Below are 24,228 nucleotides of genomic sequence, written 5' to 3'. Positions count from 1 at the left end.
ACTTAGACTATGCTGACCCACATTCTCATGTCGCACAGATATAGATTTTCGTTGTCCAGCCCAATACGGTTCGCGTGCAAACACGTAAGTCGGCAAGCTTATCCGCTGCGGGAAGACATCTTGATACATTGGCTTCCAATCCATGTCCAGACCCCGTGCCCAGATCTCTGCCAGCTTATGATGCTTATCTTTGGCAAACCAAGCCTCAACCGCCAATTTCAAATCTTCGTCTGCAAACAACGACACCAGATCTTTGCTTCGTTTGGTATGACCTCGATACAAGCCTGAGATTGATTGTTCACCTGATACGTAAAGCGTGAGCTTGTCACGCAATTGCTGCACAGACACAACTACAATTCCAATTCGTTCTTCGAACGCCTGTCTTCCTGTCTGCAGGGTATAAGCGGCGTCGGCCAACTTCGAATCCTCCAGCTTACCCGCATCCAGATAGGCCAGCCACTGTGCAGCCTGATCACGCAACCGATCTTCATTCCGCGCAGACAGCACAATAACAACCGGCTTTGCTTCTACGGAAGACGCCTGCTGTGTTTTTGGCTTGGCTTGCGGAATATACTCTTCAATGACTGCATGCGCATTGACACCGCCAAAGCCAAACGAGCTTACTCCCGCACGGCGCGGCACCACATTGCCGTACTCATCACGAAGTGCCGTCCATTCCCGCTTATGCTGCACAATGTAGAACGGGCTGTCCTTGAGCTGGATGTACGGATTCACCGCATCACAATGCAAGCTCTGGACAAGCGTCTGATGTTTGATTTGCAGCAGAACTTTGATCACACCCACAATTCCTGCCGCCAATTCCAAATGCCCAATATTAGTCTTGATGGAGCCAAGCCCACAATGTGGTTGAGCTGTTGCCGGCAGCCCTCTTCTTTCATATAAAGCGTGGAATGCCGCCTTCAAGCCATTAATTTCGATCGGATCACCCAACTCAGTTCCCGTTCCGTGAGCTTCAATGTATGTCACCGTTCGAGGATCAATCCCTGCCTTACTGTAAGCCGCTTGCAATAATGCCGATTGTGCCTTCGGATTAGGAGCCGTTAAGGATTGCGCACGGCCGCCATGATTAACAGCAGTTGCACGAATGACGCCATGAATCGTATCACCGTCCCGCTCCGCTTCATCCAACCTTTTCAATACCAGCATGCCTACACCTTCACCGCGAACGTACCCGTTGGCAGCATCCGAGAATGTCTTGCAGCGGCCATCCTCGCTCAGCATCCCCGCTTTGTTAAAGCTGATATGTGGTTCTGGTGACAATATGGTGTTCACCCCACCGACAATAGCCATGCGGCAAGTACCATTCTGAATAGCAGCTACAGCCCGGTCCAAGGCTACGAGTGAACTGGAGCAAGCCGTTTCGATCGGCTCACTTGGCCCGTGAAGATCTAGAAAGTAGCTCATACGGTTAGGACCTACGGAAGAAACACTGCCGGTGGAAGTGTAGCCTTCAATTGGCAAGCCCGCTCGATAGACATGCTCACTGTATCCGCTGCTTGCGGTGCCGACAAATATGCCAGTATCAGATCCCGCCAAGCTGGCAGCTGCATAGCCAGCATCCTCCAGCGCCTTCCACGCGTATGTCATTAGCAGTCGCTGCTGCGGGTCCATCAGCTCTGCTTCTCGTGGTGAAATACCAAAAAATTGCGGATCAAACTCAGCGATCCCGTTCAGGAAGCCTCCCCATTTCACATTAGACTTGTTGGGCTCCATCGCAGGGTCGCCAAAATAGGATTGCCAGTCCCAGCGATCAGCAGGAATTTCGGTAATACAATCCTTGCCCTGCACCAAATTTGACCACAATTCCTCCAAGTCGTCAGCCATTGGAAACTTGCCGCTCATCCCAATAATCGCAACTTGCTCTGGCACGGTTTGTAGATCAGATACAGATCCCCCGCCCAGATGGCCTGCTAGTTCTTGTTTGTTGCTTGTAAATGGTGTTGTTCGATGTTGTTGTGCGTCAGGGAGGTCAGATGCAGAGGCTCTAGCTGTATGGTCGTTCTCATCTGCATGCGCAGAGCGGTGCAAAGAAGTTGATGCAAATGAGGCGCTTTGCGCAAATCGAGCACGACGAGGCATTGGCATTTTATCCTGCTCGACTGCCCCCTCTATGCTCCCAACTTGATGTAGCAACTCTTCGTTCATTGCTTCAGAAGGTAGGAGCATTGAAGTAATCATCTCGTAGTGTTCTTTAACCAAGTAGTCTGCAAAGCTTTGGATCGTCTCATATTCAAAAAAGATGGCTGGAGTAATATCCACTTTAAACTGTTCATTTAATCGATTCGTCAACTCCGTAAACGTTACCGAGTCAAACCCATAATCACTTAATTTAAGCTGGGGCTCTATATCTTGCGGCTTCACCTTAAGCAGTTGAGAGACCAGCCTTGCAAGCGCTGCTTCCATCTCTGATTTTACAAGCGAAGCATTTCTGCCTCCTGCTTCTGCGCGTGTACCGGCAGCAACCGCCATAGCAGCTGCAGCCTCGTTCCAGCCTACCGACTGCTTCGCTTCACGATTAGCCCCGCTCTCAATGGCTGCCATACGAGTTCTCATCCGCGCCAATTCGCCTTCCAGCACAATTAGATGCGGTGCTTGCAAAGCTAATCCATCAAACAATGCCTTTATTCCAGAAGCAGTACGCATCGGAATAATGCCGAAGTGATGGCGCAGTCGCTTCTCGTTCTCTACGTCCACCGCCATGCCCCCGTCTTGCCAGAGCGGCCAATCCAATGTTAAGGTGCTGCCCGAGCAAAGCCCAGATCTTACCGCCTCTGCCCTCAATTCCGCGTACACACTTGCAAAAGCATTAGCTGCCGCATAGTCAGCTTGCCCCGCGTTGCCCAATGCTCCCGCAAGCGAGCCGAAAATAATAAACAGCTCAAGCGGGAAATGACGACTTGCCTGATCAAGGTGAACGATTCCCATCGTCTTGGCAGCAAACACTTCTGCCAGTTCTGATGGGGTCTTCTTCAGGATGTAGCTGTCACGTGTTACGCCAGCGCTGTGAATAATACCATTCAGCGTCCCGTAGCGAGCATGAATTTCATTCATAAGCGCCTCAACCTGAGGTAGATCCGCTACGTCAGTTTGCACGTATTCAATCACAGCAAGCGGTGCTCCAGTCTTTAATGCACTCAGCTTGGTTTGTACACTTTCATTAAACGGAGAACGGCCAGTCAGCACCACGATTGGTCGTTCTACACGATTGAGGATATCTTTTGCTACGATTTGGCCAAGTCCTCCTATGCCTCCCGTAACTAAGTAAACCCCTTCGTTCCGCCACGGCACTTTGCCAATCTGATCACGAGTATGATGTTCCTTCCATTCCCTTACATATCGCTTATTCTGACGATAGCGTATATGAAGGTCGCCTTGTTGGCTTAGGCTAGCATCGGCTCTTAACATTTGTGCCAATTCAGCAAGAATGTTTGAGGATGCGCCTGAGTGAGACGCCACCGCGTCTGGCTTATGGTCGAATTCGACGATCTGCCACAGCAAACGCGGATGCTCCAAATGGGCCGTTCTCAGCATGCCGCTCAGGCCACCAAGGAGCTTGCCGTCATCTGCAGTCGGGATGACTACTTGCAGCAGCACTTTATCTGTGCCGCCAGCTGTCAGCACTTGCTGAATATAAGCAAGCAGTTGGACGGCATAGTACTGAAACTTCAACCCTAAGTGCTGCTCATCTGTCCACAGTGACTTGCAGGAAGCTTCCGTCATCAGTTCTGTGAGCAGACGGTCGTCTATACCTTTCAGTCCGCAAAGGATAATGTTGTGTCGGGCCTGCAGCGTTGTAGAAGGTGTATGGGCCGACAGATCACTACTACGCCATGCTGGCTCATAGACTAGAACGCCGACATCAGCCACTTCCGCCTTCATGGTTCTGGCTGATAAGCCCAAAAGGCGCCATAACACATTGCCCGCTCCATCACATACGTCAATATCAAAGGTATGTGTTGTGTCTGAGGAAGGTCCGTTTGCGCTGAATCGTGCGATCGCCCACATCGTAGAAGCCGTTGTATCAAACATGATCAGTTCATTCAAAGCGTAAGGTACGGTTAAGGATACTTGCGGTAGCTCAGCCGAACTATCACTTCCCCCCTGCATCAAGACAAGCGTTGCCTGCAAGCTTGCATCCAGCAAGCCTGGGTGCAGCATAAAAGATGCGTCCGCCGCAGACCCAAATTCACGTTCAGGCAAGCGCAACTTGACGATAGCTGCATCAGTTCCGAGGTATATCTGCTCCATACAACGATGTTCCACACCATACGCGAGACCAGCTTGTTGAAATGCTGCGTAATACTGTTCCGTGCTCCATCGGCTTGGTTTGGCCGATTCAAGTAAGCGCTCCAACTGAACACGCGGTTGTTCGATCTCAGTCCCGATCGAAACACTGCCCTGTGTGTAAGACGCCTCTGATTCATTTCCGTATATTTCAAACGCAATACCGCCATTATCCTCTGCAAACAAGCCAATATGGAACTCTGCTTTATACCCGTCTATAACAATAGGTCTTGTCCATACGACCTGCTTAAACGTTAGTCGTCGCTCATCTTCCATCAAAGGCGCAGCCGCCTCAAATACAGCAGCCCGTGCCATTTCCAAGCAGGCCGCAGCTGACAACACGCTTCGTCCGTTTATCACGTGGTCTGCCAAGAAGCCTTCTTCGCCCGTAAAGTATGAGCTATACCGTTGTTCCGTTAAATCGGACGTGTTCCGATGTAATAGTGGATGCAGTACGTTTTCAGCTGCATTTGGCACTTTTGTCAAACGTGACAGCACTGTATCTTGCTGTTCTACCTTAGGTACCCAATACTTGTCCCCTGCAAATGGATAGGTTGGCAAATGAATTCGCCTTGGCAAAGATGCATAGAGGGTATGCCAATTCAATCTAGATCCATGCGCCCATTGCTCTGCTGCACTGCATAACTCGTTCTGGCTCATCCGAGCGTGTAGTACGACTGAAGAAGCAGTCTGCGTAATTGGGCCTTCGCTTCGATAGCTGCTGGAAAATACTTGTCCTGCTATCAGCTCTGTCAGCTTGTTGGTCAGTTCATCTAAAGAGCTGACAACACACGCATAGCGCACTGCCATGGCTTCCCTTCCAACCTGCAGCGTATAAGCCAGCTCAGACAAGTTAACGGAAGGATGTTGTACGATGTTCTCCACGTTATCAATTGAAGGTGCCTTAGCAGTTCCATTAGAGGCGCCCGAAGACGCATAGATAACAGCAAGCGTATCCCGCTCATGCTCGAGCAACAGGTCTACCAACTCAATAACAGAGCTGGCTTGATACGTATATGCCTCCCAATCTGACATCTCCCATAATTCCTCAAGCCGCTCGTACAAACGATGGCGCAGCAGATGGTCCACGTTCTGCTCTACGAAATAATGTGTAGCATCCAGCTCACCTGCGGATACATGAAGCAGTTCACCTAACTGGTGCAAAATATCCGTTTTGACCTGTTCACGCAATTCAGCCGTTGGCGCATGATCGATACTAGCCGTTTTTTCCGTTAAAAAGTAAAGCAGCTGCTTGGCGCTTACCAACAGTCTATCTTCACTACGCGCAGATAGTGGAATGATTACTGCACCTGGTTCTCTCCCCGCACCGTCCCATTTATCGGATTGACTACTACTTAAATTGGGCACATATTCTTCAACAATTAGATGGGCATTGCTTCCAAAAGCACCAAAGGAACTTAGTCCAGCCCGTCTTGAATACATTTTCAATTCACCGTCGAGCGCCAACTCAGGCCGCTGCCATGGTCCTCCATCACGCTCCAGATAAAATGGAGTATCCGTGAACGGTATAAACGGATTCGCCTCCTCGGCATGAAGAGACGGGAACAACTCACCACGCTTCAGCTGCAGCAGCAGCTTCGTTAATCCAGCAATGCCCGCTGCCGCCTCCAAATGCCCAATGTTAGACTTGGAAGAGCCGATTGCACAAAATTGCTTATCCTTCGTCCAGGCAGAATAGGCACGGTTTAACCCTTGAATTTCAATCGGATCGCCAAGCGAAGTACCCGTTCCATGTGCTTCTACATAACTGATCGTTCGTGGATCAACGTTAGACTTGCCAAGCGCCTCCTTGATGACTTCAGACTGTGCAATAGGATCAGGCACTGTTGCACCAGACGTCTTGCCGACATGATTAATAGCAGAACCCTTGATAATACCGTAGATCGGATACCCTTCACGCTCTGCCCGAGCAACCGTCGTTAACAGGACAACTCCTATCCCTTCGCCTGGCACATAACCATCGCCGCCTTCACCGAAACTGCGGCAGCGTCCGTCCGAGGACAGAAATTGTGCCTGCTTCAGGAACATATATTTGTGCGGATGCGTGACTAGATTGACGCCCCCCGCAAGAGCAAAGTGACATTCCCCGTTGCGAATACTTTCACGTGCCAGGTGGATTGCAGTTAGCGAGGACGAACACATCGTATCCACCGCCATGGATGGCCCGTGCAGATTAAGGTTGTAGGATACCAGATTAGCAATTGCCGCAGGGCTGTTTCCAAAAGACATAGGAACCCCTTGATGGGCCAAATCGGCGCCAAACAGCTCATAATGACTCCAAAATACACCTGCAAATACACCAACCGTATGTTCCCCGGCAGATACGTAATGATGCTCAGCTCGGTCCTGATAATAACCAGCATCCTCACATGCCTCCCAAGCCGCTTGCAAAAATAACCGGGCCTGTGGATCTGTTGTCTCCGCCTGACGAGGTGACATATTAAAGAACAACGGATCAAACTTGTCGATGTCATCCACAAATCCGCCGAATTTATAAAATTGATCGACCTCATAGCCGAACGAATGCCCTTCCCATCTATCCTGTGGAAATCCTGTTACGCAATCACGCTTGGCGCGAAGGTTACGCTCGAATTGTTCCACATTGCCGGCAAGCGGATACCGTCCAGACAACCCGATAACAGCTATATCGTCGGGTCCGTAGCTAACCTCAATCTCGCTCGTTTCCGCAGTAAAGGAAGATGACTGACGGCTCTCGATTTTACCCATAAAAGTATCTTGGATTACGCCCGCTGCTCCATACAGCACTACTGCTTGTGCTTTACCTGCCGCAAGCGCCGCATCCAACGCCTGTAAGCCTGCTTCGTTGGGCAGTGGTCGCAACCCGGAAGATGCAAACAGCATCCGCTCCATCTGAGCGTCAATCTGCATGCCTCCATTTACCCATAATGGCCAGTTAAAAGAAACGGTCGTTCCCTGTCGTGCTCCAGCTTGTACTTGCGCATTTCGGCGCACTGCAAACACATCCATAATCGCGTTGGCGCTTGCATAGTCAGCTTGGCCGATATTTCCAATAACAGCAGAGATGGAAGAGAACAGCGCAAAGAAATCTAATCGTTCTTCGCGACTTGCCTGATCAAGCGCATACAAGCCATGTACCTTAGGGTGAAATACTGCGCTTAGCTCTTCTATATTTTTGCGTACAATATACTCGTCCTTAATGACACCTGCACTATGAATGATCCCGTTAACTGTACCGAACTGATCCTTTATACGGCTAAAAGCAGCAGTTACCTCTGCTTCATCACCCATATCCGCCTGCAGCACAATCACTTCGGTCCCTTGTTCTCGCAGCCGCCTGATACGTTCCTCCTGTGCAGGACGTACGGTAGAACGACCTATTAATGCCAGTTTAACGGGAAATTGTGCCGCAATATGTTCCGCTACCAATAATCCTAGTCCGCCTAACCCTCCAGTAATTATGTACGTGCCATTAGGCTTGTACGCTAATTCTGAGAGTTCAGATCTTTCTAGAGAGAGTGCGAGTTTGTGACTGCGGTTATTTTGCGGTATAGTCACCCATTGTCTTACATAGCGTTCTCTCGATGCGCCTTGATAAAGCACTGTCTCTTCCCCTGGGCTAAACGAGCTGGACTCCTGCTGCAGCAGCTTGATGATCTGAGGAGTGGACATTTTCAACAGACCGTCTACCAAAATTACTTTGCCGCCAATACGCGGCTGTTCTAGACTGGCGGTTTTTAACATTGCCTCCAATGCCGCAGCATAGTGTCCAAGCTCATCATCTGTATCCGCTACGATCAAATAGCGTACTTGCTCCGTTGTACGCTGCTGAAGCTCTTGCTGAATATGCTCGAGTGCCTGCTTGAACATAAGCTCAAGACGTGCAGGCACTGTCGTGAGCTCTGAATCCAGCGCAGCCACGTCAGCAGCAGCTTCGGCAGATAACACCGACTGCAGATTTGTCTGTAGTCGGGAAGCAGCTCCGAACAACCATAACTTCTGCCGCGCTCCAAGCTTAGCCGATGCAAAGCTCCCTAAGTCGCCCAAGTAGCTATTCGTCTCATCCCAGCCAACAGATTCGCTGCTAGGGATATGCTGCCACTGGCGCTCGTACAATAAGAGCTCGTCGTCCGCATCCTCAATCTGTCTTGATGCGCTATCTTCTTCCGCACGCTTGTGATTCATCAAAGAAGTCCCGATCCGTGAGGCACCCGCTGCTGAAGCGGTTTCTTGTATACGTTCACCCCGCATACTTGCTGCACTGGCTGTATCAGTCTTCGTATTCATGTCAGTCGCAGCCATGCTAGGATTGGCCGCCATCTCTACATGGCTGCTTTCTGGGCGGCCATCACGCTCATCATACAATTGTAGAAAAGCAGTAGCGTACTGTTCCGCCAAATATTCGGATAAGCGTTCAATCGTCGCATATTCAAACAAAAGCGTCGGATACAACTGTGCTTCTAACCGTCGTTCCAGCAATTTTACAAGTCCAAGCAGCTCCGTGGAATCCAGTCCTAGGTCGTAAAAGCCAGTCTGTGCATTCAAAGTTGCCGGTGGGGTATTAAGGACAAGGCCAATCTGTTCCCGTAAATAAGCTTCAGCGAGGAGCACAGGCTCTTGTTCCTCATGTTCTTCTTGTTCTTCTGCCTGACGTGCATCACCTGCACCTGGATCAACTAGTACAGATGACTGCTCTTTGTCTACAGTAACAGAAAGTGTTTCTCTGTTCGAAGATACCGTCCGATCCTGCTCCAGCTCCACCAAACGTTGTATCGATTGCAGTTCTCGAATGCGCTTTAAGGTTAAGCGTTCAAATTCAACCAACAGTTCCCCTGACTCGTCACGAATTTCCAAGTTAGTAGAAAACACATCCAGCGCTCCCGACACACTGGCCTCATCGTCAGTTGATCGATGTGTATACGTATAAATCGTAGCGGGCAACGACTTATAGATGCAGAAGCGACCAATCATAAAAGGAATGTATGCTTTTCCTTCATCAAAATAATGACTGCGTTCACCACTCAAACGGAACGAGTAGCCTGCAAAGGTTGAACCGTCAAGGAAGGCCGGATGAGCATAGAACTTTGAGCGATATTTTTCAGCCAGCTCACCTAACCGCAGCTCCATAACCTCTTCTTGTTCATGACGATAAACCTTTCCTAAGGTCTTCATAAATGTGTAGTGGTTAATGTCTGCTTCCCGTGCCACGCCATAGATATCATCCATATCCCATTTTTGATCAGCCTGACTGATCAAAGATGAGATATCCCTGAACTTATTCGTCGGATGCGTCTCCTGCCTGAGGAATAAAGTACATTCCATATTAGCCTGCCATTCAGGCTCTACGACTTGGTCGCCGCGTACCTTCCTGCTCGTCACTCTTACTTGAACATGCGTTGGTTCTGGAGTAAACGTAACGTTGACTTCCTGATCGAATTGGGGTGATGTCACTACAGGCTGAATAAACAAAATATTACGCAGTTCAATAGCCTGTGTGCCCAAATAGGGCAGGGACAGGCGATATACCATATCTAGAAGCGTAACTCCTGGCAGCGTGCGGATCTGATGGACCAGGTGGTCCCGAACGATAAAGTTGCCATGCGTAACTCGCTGCAAGTAACTCTCTTGCTTTTGCATTTGACTAATCATTAGCAATGCTCCTTACCTCGTAATCTGGACAGGCTCAAAAAATCCTGCAAATCCATCCTCTTCCACTGTCTCCTGCTCTCGCTGCAGGTCTTCTTCAACAAGCAAAGGTTGTGGCCAGAATCTCCGTCGGTTAAATTCCACCCTGCCTGCCTTTGGAACCAGCGTTGCGCGCAGTGAGTCAGGAATCCCTTCATCGCTGACAATAATGTGTGCATTGTTGCCGCCTAGTCCGAAGGAGCTAATACCTGCTCTCAGCACTTGATGCTCTGTTTTCCAAGGCCTCGCTTCCCTCACTAAATAGAATGGAGAATCATCAAAATTAAACCTTGGGTTCGGATGACTGCAATTGAGCGTAGGAGGCAATTCCCCTGCCGTCATGGAGAGCAGTACTTTAATCATGCTGGCCGCGCCAGCTGCGCTCAAAAGATGGCCCAGGTTGGTCTTGACGCTGCCGACCCCGCAATATTGCTTATTTGAAGTGTATTTGCCAAAGACTTGCGTAAGTGCCTTCAATTCAATAGGATCTCCAATCAAAGTTCCTGTCCCATGCGCCTCGACATAAGTAATGGTGTCTGGATGAATGCCTCCATCTTCGATGGCCGCCTCTATCAGTTCACGCTGTGCCTCCGGGTTCGGTGTGGTCACACCCATCGTATTGCCGTCATTGTTAATCGCCGTACCGTCAATGACACCATATATTTTGTCACCATCCTCAATAGCAGCTTGTAACGGCTTCAATACAAGCACACCGCAGCCTTCGCCCAAGCCAATGCCGTTTGCCGCAGAATCGAACGTGCGGCAGCGCCCTTCTGGCGACAATATTTTGGCTGCGCTCAAATCCAAATACATTGACTCATCAAGCAATATTTCCACGCCACCTGCAAGTGCCATCTCTGCTTCACCACTCTGGATGCTGCGTACAGCTAAATGAATCGCGGTCAACGAGCTTGCACACGCTGCATCAACAACCATATTCGGGCCCTTGAAGTTATAAATGTGGGACAAGTGGGCCGCAATAAAGTTTTGTCCTGTCGCAACGAGCACATCCTTCGAGGTAGCACAGTATTTACTACCGAAATTGCTCGTTCGGGTACCCGTAAATACACCCACTCGTTTGCCCCACAGGTCCCGTTTTCCAAATCCCGCGTCTGCAAGTGCTTCTGCGCTGACCTCAAGCCATTGTCGCTGTAATGGATCAATTTGCTCCGCCAGTGCCTCCGAAATATGAAAATAACCGGGGTCAAAATATTCGATCTGCTCCAGAAATGCGCCCCATTTGCTAAGACTCTTGCCTGTCTTGTGCCCGCTCGGCTCGTAATGGTCCCGCCAATTCCAGCGCGATAACGGGACCTCGCCGATGCTGTCTTTGCCAAGAAGAAGATTTTCCCAATATGATTCTAGACTAGATGCCTGTGGAAAGTGGCACGCCATGCCGATAACGGCAATTTTGTCGCGATTGGCGGTTTCCCTTTGTGATTCAGATGGCACGCTGCGATTCCGTATGGAGTTTACGGATTTTTTTGTACCTAGCTTACTATCGGACTGAATATTTAATTCTGTTTTTAAGTCTTTAGGTGTGTTTATGTTTGGTTTAATGTCTGTATGAAGGCTAGGGTGTGCTTCAGTATTTAAGGTTGTATCTGCGGTTGTGTTTGCTAATAAGGCCTCGCGATGATGTTCGATTAAATATTGTGTCATGCTCGCTATCGTTCCTTGTTCGATAAACGCAGCCGGATCCACAGCTACCCCCTGCAAGCTTCGATCCATCTGCCGTACAATTTGGGCCAGCATAATCGAGTCTATACCGAAGTCCTGAAATGGCACTTCACTTGCGAGCTTCGCTGGCTCTGTCTTTAATTCCTTGGCCAGCAAGGACGTAAGCCACGCTTCCGTATGCTTCAGCAGATCGGTATCTGATTCGCATGTCTGTAAAGGTTTTGTACGAGACAGCTTCGTCTTGTTGACTTCTTCATCTAGTCCAGTAGAAGCCTCAACCATGTAACGATCCAGCAATCGTGCAGGATTCCACTTATCCGGCTGGATAACCACTGGCATAACAACAGGTCCGATACCGCTTGTTACGATCGTGTCCAACCAATGCAGCCCTTCCTTGTTCGTCAAGCTGTACAGGCCTGTATCATCGTAGGCTTTATTTTTTACCTCGCCTAGACCTGTCTCTTTCCAGCTCGGCCATTGAATGCTGACGATTGGGCAAGCAGTGCGATAAGCCTCGGCGGCATAATCCAAATATGCATTCGCCATGGCATAGTCACTTCTTCCTGCACCTAGCGTCGGGATGATGGCTGATACGGAGGAGAACAGCACAAAAAATCTTAAAGGCTCTGCCTTTAAGCACGCTAGTAATACTTCGAAGCCGGTCGTCTTCGGTTCAGCCACCTGCATAAATACATCGAGAGGCTTGCGAATAAAGGCTGGATTATCCAGGTCCCAGCTTCCTGCACAATGAATAACACCCGCAATCGGACCCCACTCGGCACGAATCGCCTGTACATGCTGCTCTACAAGTTCCTGCTCTGACAACAGCAAAGCTAGCACTTTGACTTGTGCTCCAAGATCCTCAAGCTGACGAATAGCATCAACTTTCGCTTTAGCGGATGCCGTCAAGTCCGTATCCCATAGTTCACGTGGGGGAAGCTCTTCTCTACCGGTCAGCACAAGACGTTTAACGCCGTGCTGCTCGACATAATGCCGTGCGCAGAGGTAGCCTAATCCGCGTGTTCCACCGGTAATCCACAACACTTCCTCCTTGGCAAAAGCAAAAGAGCGATTACTTTCATCTCCGTCATGAAGAGTTGCTACACGTTGAGCATTAGCATCTAGCTCTGCTGCCTGAGCGATATCAATCGCTTGCAGTTCTGCCTTGTACCGTACATTCTCCCGATAGCATACTTCTACCGCTTCCCCGCCAGCTTCCAGTTCGGCAGCGATGACTTCTGCAATATGCTCTGCTGTCGCCAGCGCATCTACATCGACGTGGCGCGAGACCAAATGTCTATATTCACTTTGCAGCATCCGGTACAATGCTGCACGAGCGGCACCTGCACGATGGATAGACTCGTTATGCAGTACCTCAAGCCCTTGCGTGACGCCTAAAAGAATGAGCCCCTTCTCACGGCTTTGTTCGACGGCTTGCTGCAGCAGCGGAATCCCCTCCCATGAAGGGTGAGTCTCTACCTCCCCACAGCCTGTTATGTCAATCCAGGCGCGGAATGTACTCCAATCCTGCTCCTGTTGACCCGCTTGCGCTTGTAATGTACCCTCATGCAGCAGTACCATTTGATGAATCGCCAGCTTTTGACTAAGTGCTGACGCAATATGTTCGGTAGCTGGACTCGTTAATACCGCAATTGCCCCTTCATACAGCTTCTCTCTAACCAGAGGCTGCGGCGACCACCTCTTTTGCAGGCAGCTCCATTCTCGTTTCTCGGCCGTTGCCGAACCTTCATTCCCTGTCTGTTCTACCTGTACTAATTTAAGCTGGAGTCCTCTTACGGCAAGCTGACAGTTCCCTGCTGAGTCATACACCATCATGTCGATCTCAAGTAAATCTTCCTGCTCTTCCTTGTCACGCCGCTGCACCATAACCCACATATCAGAAGTACACGCCCCGTAAATGTCCAGTTCATGCAGGGCTACAGGTAAACCGCCTCCACGCCAAGTAAATTGGCCGGATAGTGCAGTGTCGACTTCAATCACATTCTCAATCGCCGTCTCCAACAATATGGGATGGAGATTAAATAAGTCAGATGTTCCGGATGTCAACGGTAGTTGAATACGAACGAGATATGCGTCTTCTTGAGCATAAGACTCCTTTATATAAGGTAGATGTGCAGGAATACTTGCCGTCTTCCAGCTTAAATTCAGCTCCGGCACGAGTAAGGCTTCTATTTTTTCAGCCGTCCGATCTAGCCACTGCAGTTGCCCCTGACAGTAAATAATATCCTGCCCACTCGCCACCGCATCCCGATATATTTCGTACCCGATTTTCCCATCTGCGAATGGCACTAGTGCAGTATGCACCTCATGCTGCTCTGCAGCAGCACTGATCCATTCAGGCCATAGCACATCCTGCAGCCGAATATAAAATGAATTGGATTTGTACGCCGCCCTCGTATCCGACAGTGCCAGTGCTGCACGAGCCATTTCAAGACACGATAGCGCAGTGAAGCTTGGACTATTGCATTCAGTTACGTCCGTCTGTAAACCGCCCGCCTGTCCTGTCCATATTGAACTGTAGCGATGCTCGTGCAAATTAGAAGTGTTGCGATGTAAGTAGGGATGGAGATATTCGTGTTTTGGAGGCCCATCAATTGTAGTGGAATGCTGCGCTTCGTGTGCTTGTTCAGGGCGTGGCAGCCAATGTCTTTCTTTTGCGAATGGATATGTCGGCAATGCCAACCGCCTGTAAACGGCATGTTCAAACAAAGCAGTTATGTCCAAATTTTCGCCTTCTACATATTGCTTCGCTAGTCGAATCAGCTTATCTTTGTAGGCGACACTGCTGCTTCCTTTGACGGATATCCTTTTGCGAACATGTATCTCAGTGCTGCTTTTCACTGTTGTATGTACATCTTCAGGCCCTGCATAGTATCCTTCCGTATCTTCTCCATCCATAATTTGTGCTAACTTTTGTCTAAGTTCTTCGATACTGGAGACAACAAGTGCCGCTCTTACTCCGAAATGCTCTCTGCCGGCAAGCAATGTCGCACTTATATCCAGCAACTTTGCCTCCTCTGTCCCCTGTTTCAGCCAAGCTGCTAATGCGATCTGCTTCGCCTTTAGCGCCTCTGCCGTCTTCGCCGACAAGCAAATCAGGTAATACGGATAGCTGCTCTTTCGCCCTTTCTTATGCTGTTGCTCTGGAGCTTCTTCTAGTAAAATATGCGCGTTGGTGCCGCCGAACCCAAACGAGCTGACTCCTGCACGCCGCGGCATCGCATTTCCTTCTTTGTCCCTGAGCGCTTTCCATGGCTTGTGTGTATCAAGCATATAAAATGGGGTATGTCGAAGCTTAATTCGATGATTCAGACGTTGAAAATGGTGGATCTTAGGCAATTGCTTATGTTGAAAGGCAAGCAGCGTCTTAATAACCCCTGCCATGCCGGCGGCCGCTTCTAGATGTCCAATGTTGGACTTCACTGCACCTAGTCCGCAATAGCCCTTCTTAGGTACTGCCCCTTCCTCTGTTGCAAGCTGTTTAAACGCCGTGCACAAACCCTGAAACTCAAGAGGGTCCCCTTTAGGTGTGCCTGTTCCATGAGTCTCAATATAACTAATACTTAATGGAGACACACCTGCTCGGCGATAAGCCTCACAAATGACCTCTGCTTGCGCTTCCGGATTCGGATACGTTAATGTATGCGTCTTACCGTTATGATTTATGGCGCTCCCTTTGACAATTCCGTAAATTCGGTCTCCGTCAGCGAGAGCCTGAGCTAATGGTTTGAGTACCACCATGCCTGCGCCTTCACTGCGAACGTAGCCGTCTGCACTGTCATCAAACGTCTTGCAGGAGCCTGTTGGAGACAGCATACCTGTCTTAGCGAACGAGATATGACGAGTCGGTGTCAGCAGCAAGTTGACGCCGCCTGCAAGCGCTACTTTGCACTCGCCCGCTTGCAGCGACTGAACAGCTGCATGAATAGCATTCAATGAGCTGGAACAAGCAGTATCGATCGGAAGGCTTGGTCCCTTAAAATTAAAAATGTAGGAGATGCGATTGGCGATAACCGCGGATGCAGTTCCTGTGGAATGATACGTTTGGATGACTAACGAAGGCTGTTCCTGAAGTTCCTTGTAATCGTAATTAAATACGCCGATGTATACGCCCACATTAGAACCTGATAAGCGAGAAGGAGGGATACCCGCATCCTCAAAGCTGTTCCAAGCCAGCTCCAGCATGACGCGCTGCTGAGGGTCCATCGTCTCTGCTTCTCGGGCTGACAGGCCAAAAAATTGAGGGTCGAAAGCATCCACATCGTCTATGAATCCCCCCCATTTACTGTAGCTGGTATTTCCTTCGCCATCCTGTCCTCCCCAATAAGATGCCCAATCCCAACGCTCACGCGGTATCTCATTTACACTGGAGCGATCTTCTGCGAGTAATTCCCAGAATGCATCGTAATGCTCGGCTCCCGGGAATCGACAAGACATGCCAACGATAGCAATTTCCTTTCTATCCACTACTTGCTCTGGCGCATCAACTTCGCCACTTATATGGTCCATACTGTACATTCGCCTCCTGAACAGAATTAAGACACGCCAAACAGACTGAACAGAAAAAGACGTTCAGTCTGTGCTATTCCTTGCTTTCGCATTCCGATGTGAGTGTAACCTGCTCATCCTGTCTTACCTAGATCCATCCCACCCACTGCTTCGTTATACCGACTTTACTCCAGTAAACTCATGCAAATATTTCAGCAGCACATCCATTTCTGCATCGGTACCGATCGTAATTCTCAGTTTGTCTGAGAGACGCGGAGAGTCAAAATAGCGCACGTAAACATGTCTGGCCTTCAAAAATTCGTAAATATCAATTGCGCTGCCGTGCACAGGCTTGCATAACACAAAATTGGCCTCTGAAGGCAGCACTTCAAAGCCAAGGTCAGTCAACGCCGCCGTTACCCGCTCGCGAGTTGCCACTATTTTTTTGACGGTGCTTTGTAAGTAAGCTTGATCTTCAAAAGCTGCTTCCGCCAGCAATTGGCTTAGATGACTGACATTATAGGAGTCTCTGCATTTGTCCAATGCATGCACAAGAACAGGATTAGCCAAGCTGTAGCCTACACGAATACCGCATAAAGAATAGGATTTAGAAAAAGTGCGCAGTACAACCAGATTCGGATATCGCGCTACAAGCTCGCATGCCGAGGCTGTTGCGGGTGCGAACTCTATATAGGCTTCATCAATGACAACAAGCCCGTCATATTGCTTAAGCAACTCCTCGATTTCGGTCAAAGACAAAAGCAATCCGGTCTGCGCGTTAGGATTGGCAATAAATAGACCCTTCGCTCCTGTCTGTGCTAGTGCCTGTGTATCGATGGTGAAATCATCTCGCGTGGGTACATATACGGTATGAACGCGATGGATATCAGCAATAGTTTTGTATAACGTATACGTAGGGTAAGGCGTAGCAATCGTATCCTGTTCCTCAAAACAGACTTGGAAAAGATAAGAAATAATTTCATCTGAACCATTGCCACAAAATAGATGATCAGAGGACAACTGATAATGTGCTGCAATCAATTTCCGCAAACGTTGGCTCGTTGCATCAGGATAATAACGGAGCTGAGCAAAATCAAACCCGCTCAGCAGTTGTTGCACTTGAGGTGAAGGAGGATAAGGATTCTCGTTGGCGTTGATCTTGATGACATGGCCGTCCATCTGAGGTTGAATTCCCGGCACATAGGGTGCAAGCTGCTCTATCGATTGTTTAATATACATAGTCTACCTCCAAGCCTGCAAATTGAGATGCTCCCAAAATCATAGCAATCATTGGTAAACATTTCAATTCAAATCCTATGATTTATGTCGCATACTGCAAGACTTGTCTACGAAGCAGTTCAGCCGTCTCGTCACATAGTTTACGTCCAATCTCATCTACATGACGCTGCTGCCAATGCTCCAGATGAGTGCCCCTCACCCATTGATTAAAGGCGCCCAGCGCTGGGCCGCAATGAATCTGATAGTTTACACGCTGTGCCGGATCTCCTTGAATTGCTGCTAAATTCGTCATAGCAAAATACCATTTAAAAATAAGCGCCATCTTGTACTTCGAATCCCGTTCCGCTTTTTCCAATTCTGCCTCCGACTTGTAAGCTCGAACCTCAGCGTACACCTCTTCAAACGTCTTCTGAAAAAACTTCTCCTCGATCATGTCACGTGTGCGCTCATCAATCTGTTCAATCGAATCAAAATTACGATAAAGCTCATATAATTTATTCGCCCGAGCAGAAAAGAATCCGCCCTTCTTTAATACTTGAACCTTTGCCCCAAGCTCAAACATATCACCTGCCGGAGCATAATCCATATCTTGAATATCCGCCTGCTGCAGCAGCTCTTTAACCGACTCGCTAGTATTTGCCTCTACCGTGCATTGATTGATCGACCCAGTTACGAAGTAGTCTGCTCCCATTATGTAAGCCGCGAGTGCTGCCTCAGGGGTTCCTATGCCTCCAGCCGCTCCTATCCGGATTCGCTTGCTGTAGCCGTAGCGCTTCATGCAGTCGTCCCGCAAACGGATCATAGCTGGCAGCAATGTATAAGGAGAACGGTGATCTGTATGTCCACCAGAATCAGCCTCTACCGAAATGTCATCCGCCATCGGAACTTCTCTTAGAAGTTCCGCCGACTCTGACGTGATGCTGCCTGCAAGCAATAGCTTGGATATAATTCGTTCTGGAGCGGCACTTAGAAATGAAGTCGCCACTTCCGGCCGCGAGACTTTTGCAATGAGACGATTGCCAATGTGCACACTTCCGTCTGGATGACGACTCAGCCCACGAGCGCGGTAGCGAACTAAAGCAGCATTTACCCCCATATAAGCAGAAGCCTCGACAATTTTTACACCATATTGTAAATACAGATCAACCAATTGCTCTTCCTTCTCCGGATGCTCTGGATCATGCAGTAGATTGATCCCATAAGACTCTCCGCCTGACAATTGCTGTTGAATGGTGCGAATCGCCGCTTCGACTCGATCAAGGCTTAGTCCCCCGGCTCCGAACACACCCAACATGCCTGCTTTCCCTGCTCTCACGACCATTTGTTCAGAGGCAATCCCTTTATACATCGCTCCAATCATATAAGCATACTGGAGCCCATAATCCCGCTTAAATCGAGGGTCACCAAGCGTCATCCCAATCGTCTCTTGTACCGCTCTTGATTGTTCTGGCTGAACAAGAGCAGGAATATCGTTCTGAACCAGAAGCGGGGTCGCTTCCTTACGAATTGATGCGATCAGCTTCGTCAATACATTGCCAGGCCCAATCTCCAGATATTCTTCTATCCCCAATCCCATCAAATACCGAATCGTATCGGTCCACCGTACCGAATGTGTGATCTGATTCGCTAAATGCTGTTTCAGTTGATGCTGCTCATAAGGCCTTGCCGTTACATTGGATACAACAGGGATTGTCAGGTTGCCAAAGGAGAATTCATTCAGGAAAGCGTTAAAACTGTTATAAGCTGCTGTCATCATACGAGAGTGGAATGCACCACTCACCTGCAGCGGAATGACAAGGCGCGCGCCTGCTGCTTCGCACACTTGCTGTGCTTGTAATATATCTTCTTGCGGACCTGAGATCACAATCTGCGTCAGGTTGTTGTAATTGGCGATGTCGATCTGATCAAGACCATGGTCCTCAAGCGCTTGTCGAAGCTTGTCCTCATCTAGTCCGATGACTGCAGCCATTCCTCCACCGCTCGCCTGGCTCATTAATACACCGCGACGCTGCACAAGACGAAGCCCTGTTTCAAAATCAAAGGCTCCCGCGGCGCATAGTGCGTTGTACTCCCCTAAGCTGTGACCCGCGACAATATTCGGAGGGCCATCCGCAGCTATCGCCTTCAAATAATGCAGCGCATTTACAACATACAATGCTGGTTGCGTGTATTGAGTCTGACCGAGCAAGTTATTTGGGTCCTGCACACATAATTCCTTGATTGAATACCCCAAAATGCTGTCGGCCAGAGCCGTCATGTCCGGATATTCATCAAATAATCCCTCGCCCATGCCGCGCTTCTGGGATCCCTGTCCGGGGAACACATATGCCTTCATCGGTCTTGCCTCCTTATGATTCGACTTATAACTCGATGTGCAGACCCCTTTATCCATCGTCTTATGATTCAACGTGCTTCGTGTATGAACATCCCGCTCTTGCTTCAACCTCTCCCAGTTAGTACCTTCTTGCCGAAAACGAGTCATGACTGTCTTTATTTCTGACTTGGATTGAGCAGCGAGGCAGCGTTTGGCCATGTTCGCCATTCCCCCTGATGGGCCTAGGTCCATATACACGGCTGGTCCTATATGTTCAAGCGTTGCAAAGCTTTTCTGCAATGCAATAGGCTGGCGGATAACTTGCCATAAGTAATCTAGTGGTAGTTCTTGCAGCGGTTTGCCGTCTATTCCTGATACGAGGGTAATGTTCCCAGACATGAAGTTCTTCTGCGATAAATAACGCTTAAAGGATGCTGCCGCGCTGTCGATGAGCCCGGAATGAAATGCATGAGATACAGGGAGCAGTTCCCGTCCAATATGCTGTTGATGCAAAAAAGTCTGAATCATTTGAATTTCTTCCTTGTTCCCTGTAACAACAAAGTGGGTATCCGACAGCTGAGCAGCGATCTCACTATGTTCGTGCAGTAGGCTGCTATCTGCATATATAGAGATATGATCTAAAATGGCGAGCATACCGCCTGCTGCGCAATAGGTGTCAAGAGTCTTTGCCTGCGTGACAACCATCTCTAAACCGTCTTGCCACCTTATCATCCCTGCCGCAGTCGCCGCAGCAAATTCCCCCATGCTTTCACCAAGTACATAATCTGGATATATACCATATGAGAGCATGAGCTGAGTCATTGAAATCTCAATCATATAAATAGCGGGATGCGAAAATAAAGTACGATCAAAAGGTACTGACTGTTTTTGATTGGCATTGTACAGCTTGTCGAGGACCGATTCGCCAATCATCGTTGTGGCCACCTGATCAAGACGAAGCATCCATTCGCGGAACACAGGCTCCTGCTCAAATAGGGCTTGTCCCATCCCAAAATATTGAGACCCTTGACCAGCGTACATAAACACAATCGATTTGCTCATAGGTTATCTCCTAAACTACTTCCTGGTTTTCGAGATAAGCGGCGGGTATTGACACGTAATTGCTGTGCAAATGCGGAAAGCAGAAGTGGCGAACGATCCAAAGGAACTGTCAGTGTGGCATGACGAGGAAACGTAATGGCATATGCATAAGGTCCAGCAATAAAGGAGAGGAAGCGATACTGCGGGAAAAAAGCGTAGCGGCCGTAAACAAAAGATGCATTAGCTTCTACATCAACCGTTTCATAAAAATAAGAAGGCACCGTTAATCCCGTCTTAAGCGCCTTGGAAAGTGATTCTTTGGCAGTCCAGAGCAGTGTTAAAGAAGCTGTTTGGGTAAAAGGGAGTTGTTTGACAGTGTCACATTCTCTCGCTGTAATCTGACTCAGCAGCACATCCTTTTTCTCTTGCTGGACAAGCTCCATATCAATGCCTAGCGGAATCGCTTCATGAAACGCAATTGCTGCCGCACCACCGTCACAATGTGTAATACTGACCTGGATGTTAGGATGACCATCTGCTGTGACAATCGGCTGCTCCAACTGGCCATGCCGAATCGCGATTCGCTGCAGCGGAATATTAGCGCCGATCCATGCCGCCACAGCATGTTTAGCTGCATAACGACCTGCTAAATAACTTTGGCGGCGTTTTACAAATCGCAGCTTGTCCAGATATGCTACTTCATCTGGATGGAGCCACTCGGCAGTACTTTCTCTCTTGCCTGTCGAGGAGCACACTGTCATAACCACTCGATCATATCCGCTTGCTGTATGTAGCCCTAAATAACAAGTGATGCGCTTCAGACTGGATCGAATATTCTTCAATTGTGTCTGTTCATCCCTTTCCAGACTGATCATGTCAGATAAGACCTCCCGGAATCCACTATAAATGTACACACAACAAACACGCCTGCGGACACACCTTCCCCCGTTCGTCTGCAGACATGCACACTACCTGTTCACTCTTATATGAACTAGTGTCACCTTAGCGCGCCGCAACGTCAACTAAGGGAGACCTAGTCTATCTACTTACTAAACAAGTGCATACGCTTATACTTTTTAATCCCTATAAGCATAATCTTGCACGCTTTCGTACACCTAATCTTTCACCTATACCAAAATACACGATTATCGTATCGAATAACAAAAATAATGTCAATTTATTTTTATTAATCTATAATTCGACTTTTTTTTCATTTTTTACAATATATAATATTTCCAAGTAAACCAATCCACTAATAAGGAATGATTCCATTGCACTGGTACGCCCTTTTTGTAGAGACAGGTCAAGAAGAAACAGTCCAGCGATCGCTTAAACAGCAGTTTGATGACTCCATCCTGCTTTCATTAGTACCCAAACGTAAAATTCCTGAAAAGAAGATGGGTCACATTCAGCATGTGATCAGAAAGATGTTTCCCGGGTACGTACTCATCCAGACGAAAATGAATGCTGATCGCTACCACTCATTAAGACGCATACCTCATGTTTTGCGCATATTAACGAACGGTCGAAAGAACGAGTACACCCCTGAATCCTTTCATCTTTCCTCTATCCATGACGGTGAAATCGAACCCTTACTGAAATTGCTTGATAGCACAGAAATCCTTGAGTATTCCACCTTAAAACTACTTTCCAATTCGAGTATTCATGTCGTCGCTGGTCCCCTGCATGGGATGGAAAATTTGATCACAAAAGTAGACCGCCACAAAAATCGGGCCACACTTCAACTACCTTTTCTTGGTGAGCCTAGATCTATTGCAGTGGGCGTCCATATTATGCATCCACCTCGTTCGTGAAATGAACTGACCCGATCATACTGCTCTCATTCATCTCATTCCTCATAGATTAGGATACCTCTGTTGTTAATCTTCAAGGACTGTACGAACCGGATTAACTTCTGCTTGTCCGTTTTGTCTGAAGGCAGCTTCGGCAGCTGCTTCGTTAATACGAGTCGACTCGGTACCATATAGGACGGAAGCTGGTTCTCCATACTCACCAATATCTCTTCGCCCGCAGCTTCCGTCAGGGGGACATCTACTTCAACAGCTACTACCAGAAGCTTGCCTTGGATGGTATCTTCCACTACGAATATTGTCGCGTCCGATACAATTGACTGAGCAAACAAAGCTTGTCTAATCTCATTCAGATTCATTCGACGTCCCAATATTTTGATCTCATCATCGGCTCTGCCTATGAAATGAACATCCCCACCATGATCGAGATAACAAATGTCTCCCGTTCGATAATACTGCGTACCCGACATCGTCACGATTCGCTTTCGGGTCTCCTCCACGTTGCCCCAATACTCATCTAAAATCTGAATGCCGCTTACAAGCAATTCTCCAGCCTCTCCATAAGGGAGAGGCTGCAACTGCTCGTTCACGATGCGGATATCAATGCCGGCTAATGGCTTCCCGATCGGATAAGGCTCTACTCGATCCGGCTCCAACTCCGTAATAGGATACGCCAAGCACGCACAGGTTGCTTCCGTCGGTCCATATCCATTTACGATTTTAAGGCCGGGAATTCGGCTTAACCACTGCTGTGTGGCTTTGACATTTAATACATCTGCCCCTGTCCATATTGTCTTAACACTACTCAAATTGTAATCGTCCATCGTGCCACTATCCGCAATCATCGTTAATATCGGAGCCACCGCCGTAAATTGTGTGATTCCCTCTTCTTCCACGATTCCCATTACCGATGTTGGCAGAATCAAGCCATCATATAAATAAACAGTGGCCCCCCGGTACAAGGGATAGAAAGTATCCACAACTACAGCATCAAAGAAAAATGGTGCCAAGTTCAAACATTTGGAACCCTCGTTTAAGCTCATATGCTCATTAGCTGCTTCAAAGAATGCAACTAAACTGTCGTGTCGAATGACAACACCTTTAGGCGACCCTGTTGATCCAGAGGTGAACATACAATATGCAGGAGCATCCAGACTTACGGCTGGCAATTCAATATCCTGGCTCATATGCGTCTGAGCACTCCATGGTTCTGGATTCGAATAAGAGAGCAGCTCTTCAGACGGGATATGCTTCAATTCAGGCATCAGATTGGCTATACGCTCACTAGCCTCTTCAGGTGCAACTACAGCACAAGGCTCAGCACTGTCAAGAATATACTTGATGCGCGCATCGGGATTGCCTGGATCAAGCGGAACGAAGACGGCACCTGCCTTAAAGCAACCATAAATCGCAATCATCAAACGCACATCTTTGTACGTCATTACACATACTCGTTCACCCTGCTTCATGCCCATGCTGACCAAGCGTCTTGCAAATTGCTCACTCCAGTAGTTAAGCTGCATGTATGTTAAGCTTGTTTCATCATGTACTATAGCAGCTTGATCCGGCAGCCTAGAAGCCAACTCAAATAAACGCTGTCCTATACAGCATGGCTTTAATTGACTAATCTTCATATAATAACTC

Annotated in this window: 6 protein-coding genes and 2 pseudogenes; 1 reads left to right on the top strand and 7 read right to left on the bottom strand. The window is 48.5% G+C overall.

Going from position 1 to position 24,228, the window contains the following annotated elements:
* Positions 1-60 precede the first annotated feature (60 nt).
* The 6 genes and pseudogenes from FPZ44_RS26725 to FPZ44_RS03275 all read right to left on the bottom strand — a co-directional run.
* Positions 61-1,887, bottom strand: a pseudogene (locus tag FPZ44_RS26725) (type I polyketide synthase); the annotation flags it as partial.
* 333 nt (positions 1,888-2,220) lie between these two features.
* A pseudogene (locus FPZ44_RS03295) lies at positions 2,221-9,942 on the bottom strand (SDR family NAD(P)-dependent oxidoreductase); the annotation flags it as partial.
* Positions 9,943-9,966: 24 nt separating this feature from the next.
* On the bottom strand, positions 9,967-16,200 hold the full coding sequence (locus FPZ44_RS03290) for a beta-ketoacyl synthase N-terminal-like domain-containing protein (RefSeq protein ID WP_186785896.1): 6,234 nt from the start codon (positions 16,198-16,200) through the stop codon (positions 9,967-9,969).
* A 153-nt stretch (positions 16,201-16,353) separates the two neighbouring features.
* Positions 16,354-17,418: a histidinol-phosphate transaminase gene (hisC, locus tag FPZ44_RS03285; protein ID WP_144987358.1), complete on the bottom strand. Its 1,065-nt coding sequence runs from the start codon at positions 17,416-17,418 to the stop codon at positions 16,354-16,356.
* Between the two features lie 82 nt (positions 17,419-17,500).
* Positions 17,501-20,794 carry an ACP S-malonyltransferase gene (fabD, locus tag FPZ44_RS03280; protein WP_144987356.1) on the bottom strand — a complete coding sequence of 1,098 codons (3,294 nt, stop codon included), beginning with the start codon at positions 20,792-20,794 and terminating at the stop codon, positions 17,501-17,503.
* Positions 20,791-21,648, bottom strand: a complete 858-nt coding sequence (locus FPZ44_RS03275; RefSeq protein ID WP_144987354.1) for a 4'-phosphopantetheinyl transferase family protein — start codon at positions 21,646-21,648, stop codon at positions 20,791-20,793. The genes fabD and FPZ44_RS03275 overlap by 4 nt, the downstream gene beginning before the upstream one ends.
* A 396-nt stretch (positions 21,649-22,044) precedes the next feature.
* Between FPZ44_RS03275 and loaP the strand changes: the two genes are divergently transcribed.
* A complete protein-coding gene (loaP, locus tag FPZ44_RS03270; protein ID WP_186785895.1) occupies positions 22,045-22,587 on the top strand; it encodes an antiterminator LoaP in 543 nt (180 codons plus the stop codon).
* A 35-nt stretch (positions 22,588-22,622) separates the two neighbouring features.
* Here the strand turns inward: loaP and FPZ44_RS03265 are convergent, their stop codons facing one another.
* Positions 22,623-24,218, bottom strand: coding sequence for an amino acid adenylation domain-containing protein (locus tag FPZ44_RS03265; protein WP_144987351.1), 1,596 nt, complete (start codon positions 24,216-24,218; stop codon positions 22,623-22,625).
* Between the last annotated feature and the right edge of the window lie 10 nt (positions 24,219-24,228).

The sequence above is a fragment of the Paenibacillus agilis genome, assembly GCF_007786455.1.
Classification (GTDB): Bacteria; Bacillota; Bacilli; order Paenibacillales; family Paenibacillaceae; genus Paenibacillus_B; species Paenibacillus_B agilis.
Note: the sequence above shows the minus strand (reverse complement) of the source record. Positions and strands in the feature narration are given on the sequence as shown.

What these genes read in the sequence shown, in the direction of transcription:
- FPZ44_RS03290 (WP_186785896.1), bottom strand. Translation starts at nt 16,200, where the DNA reads ATGGACCATATAAGTGGCGAAGTTGATGCGCCAGAGCAAGTAGTGGAT.
- hisC (WP_144987358.1), bottom strand. Translation starts at nt 17,418, where the DNA reads ATGTATATTAAACAATCGATAGAGCAGCTTGCACCCTATGTGCCGGGA.
- fabD (WP_144987356.1), bottom strand. Translation starts at nt 20,794, where the DNA reads ATGAGCAAATCGATTGTGTTTATGTACGCTGGTCAAGGGTCTCAATAT.
- FPZ44_RS03275 (WP_144987354.1), bottom strand. Translation starts at nt 21,648, where the DNA reads ATGATCAGTCTGGAAAGGGATGAACAGACACAATTGAAGAATATTCGA.
- FPZ44_RS03265 (WP_144987351.1), bottom strand. Translation starts at nt 24,218, where the DNA reads ATGAAGATTAGTCAATTAAAGCCATGCTGTATAGGACAGCGTTTATTT.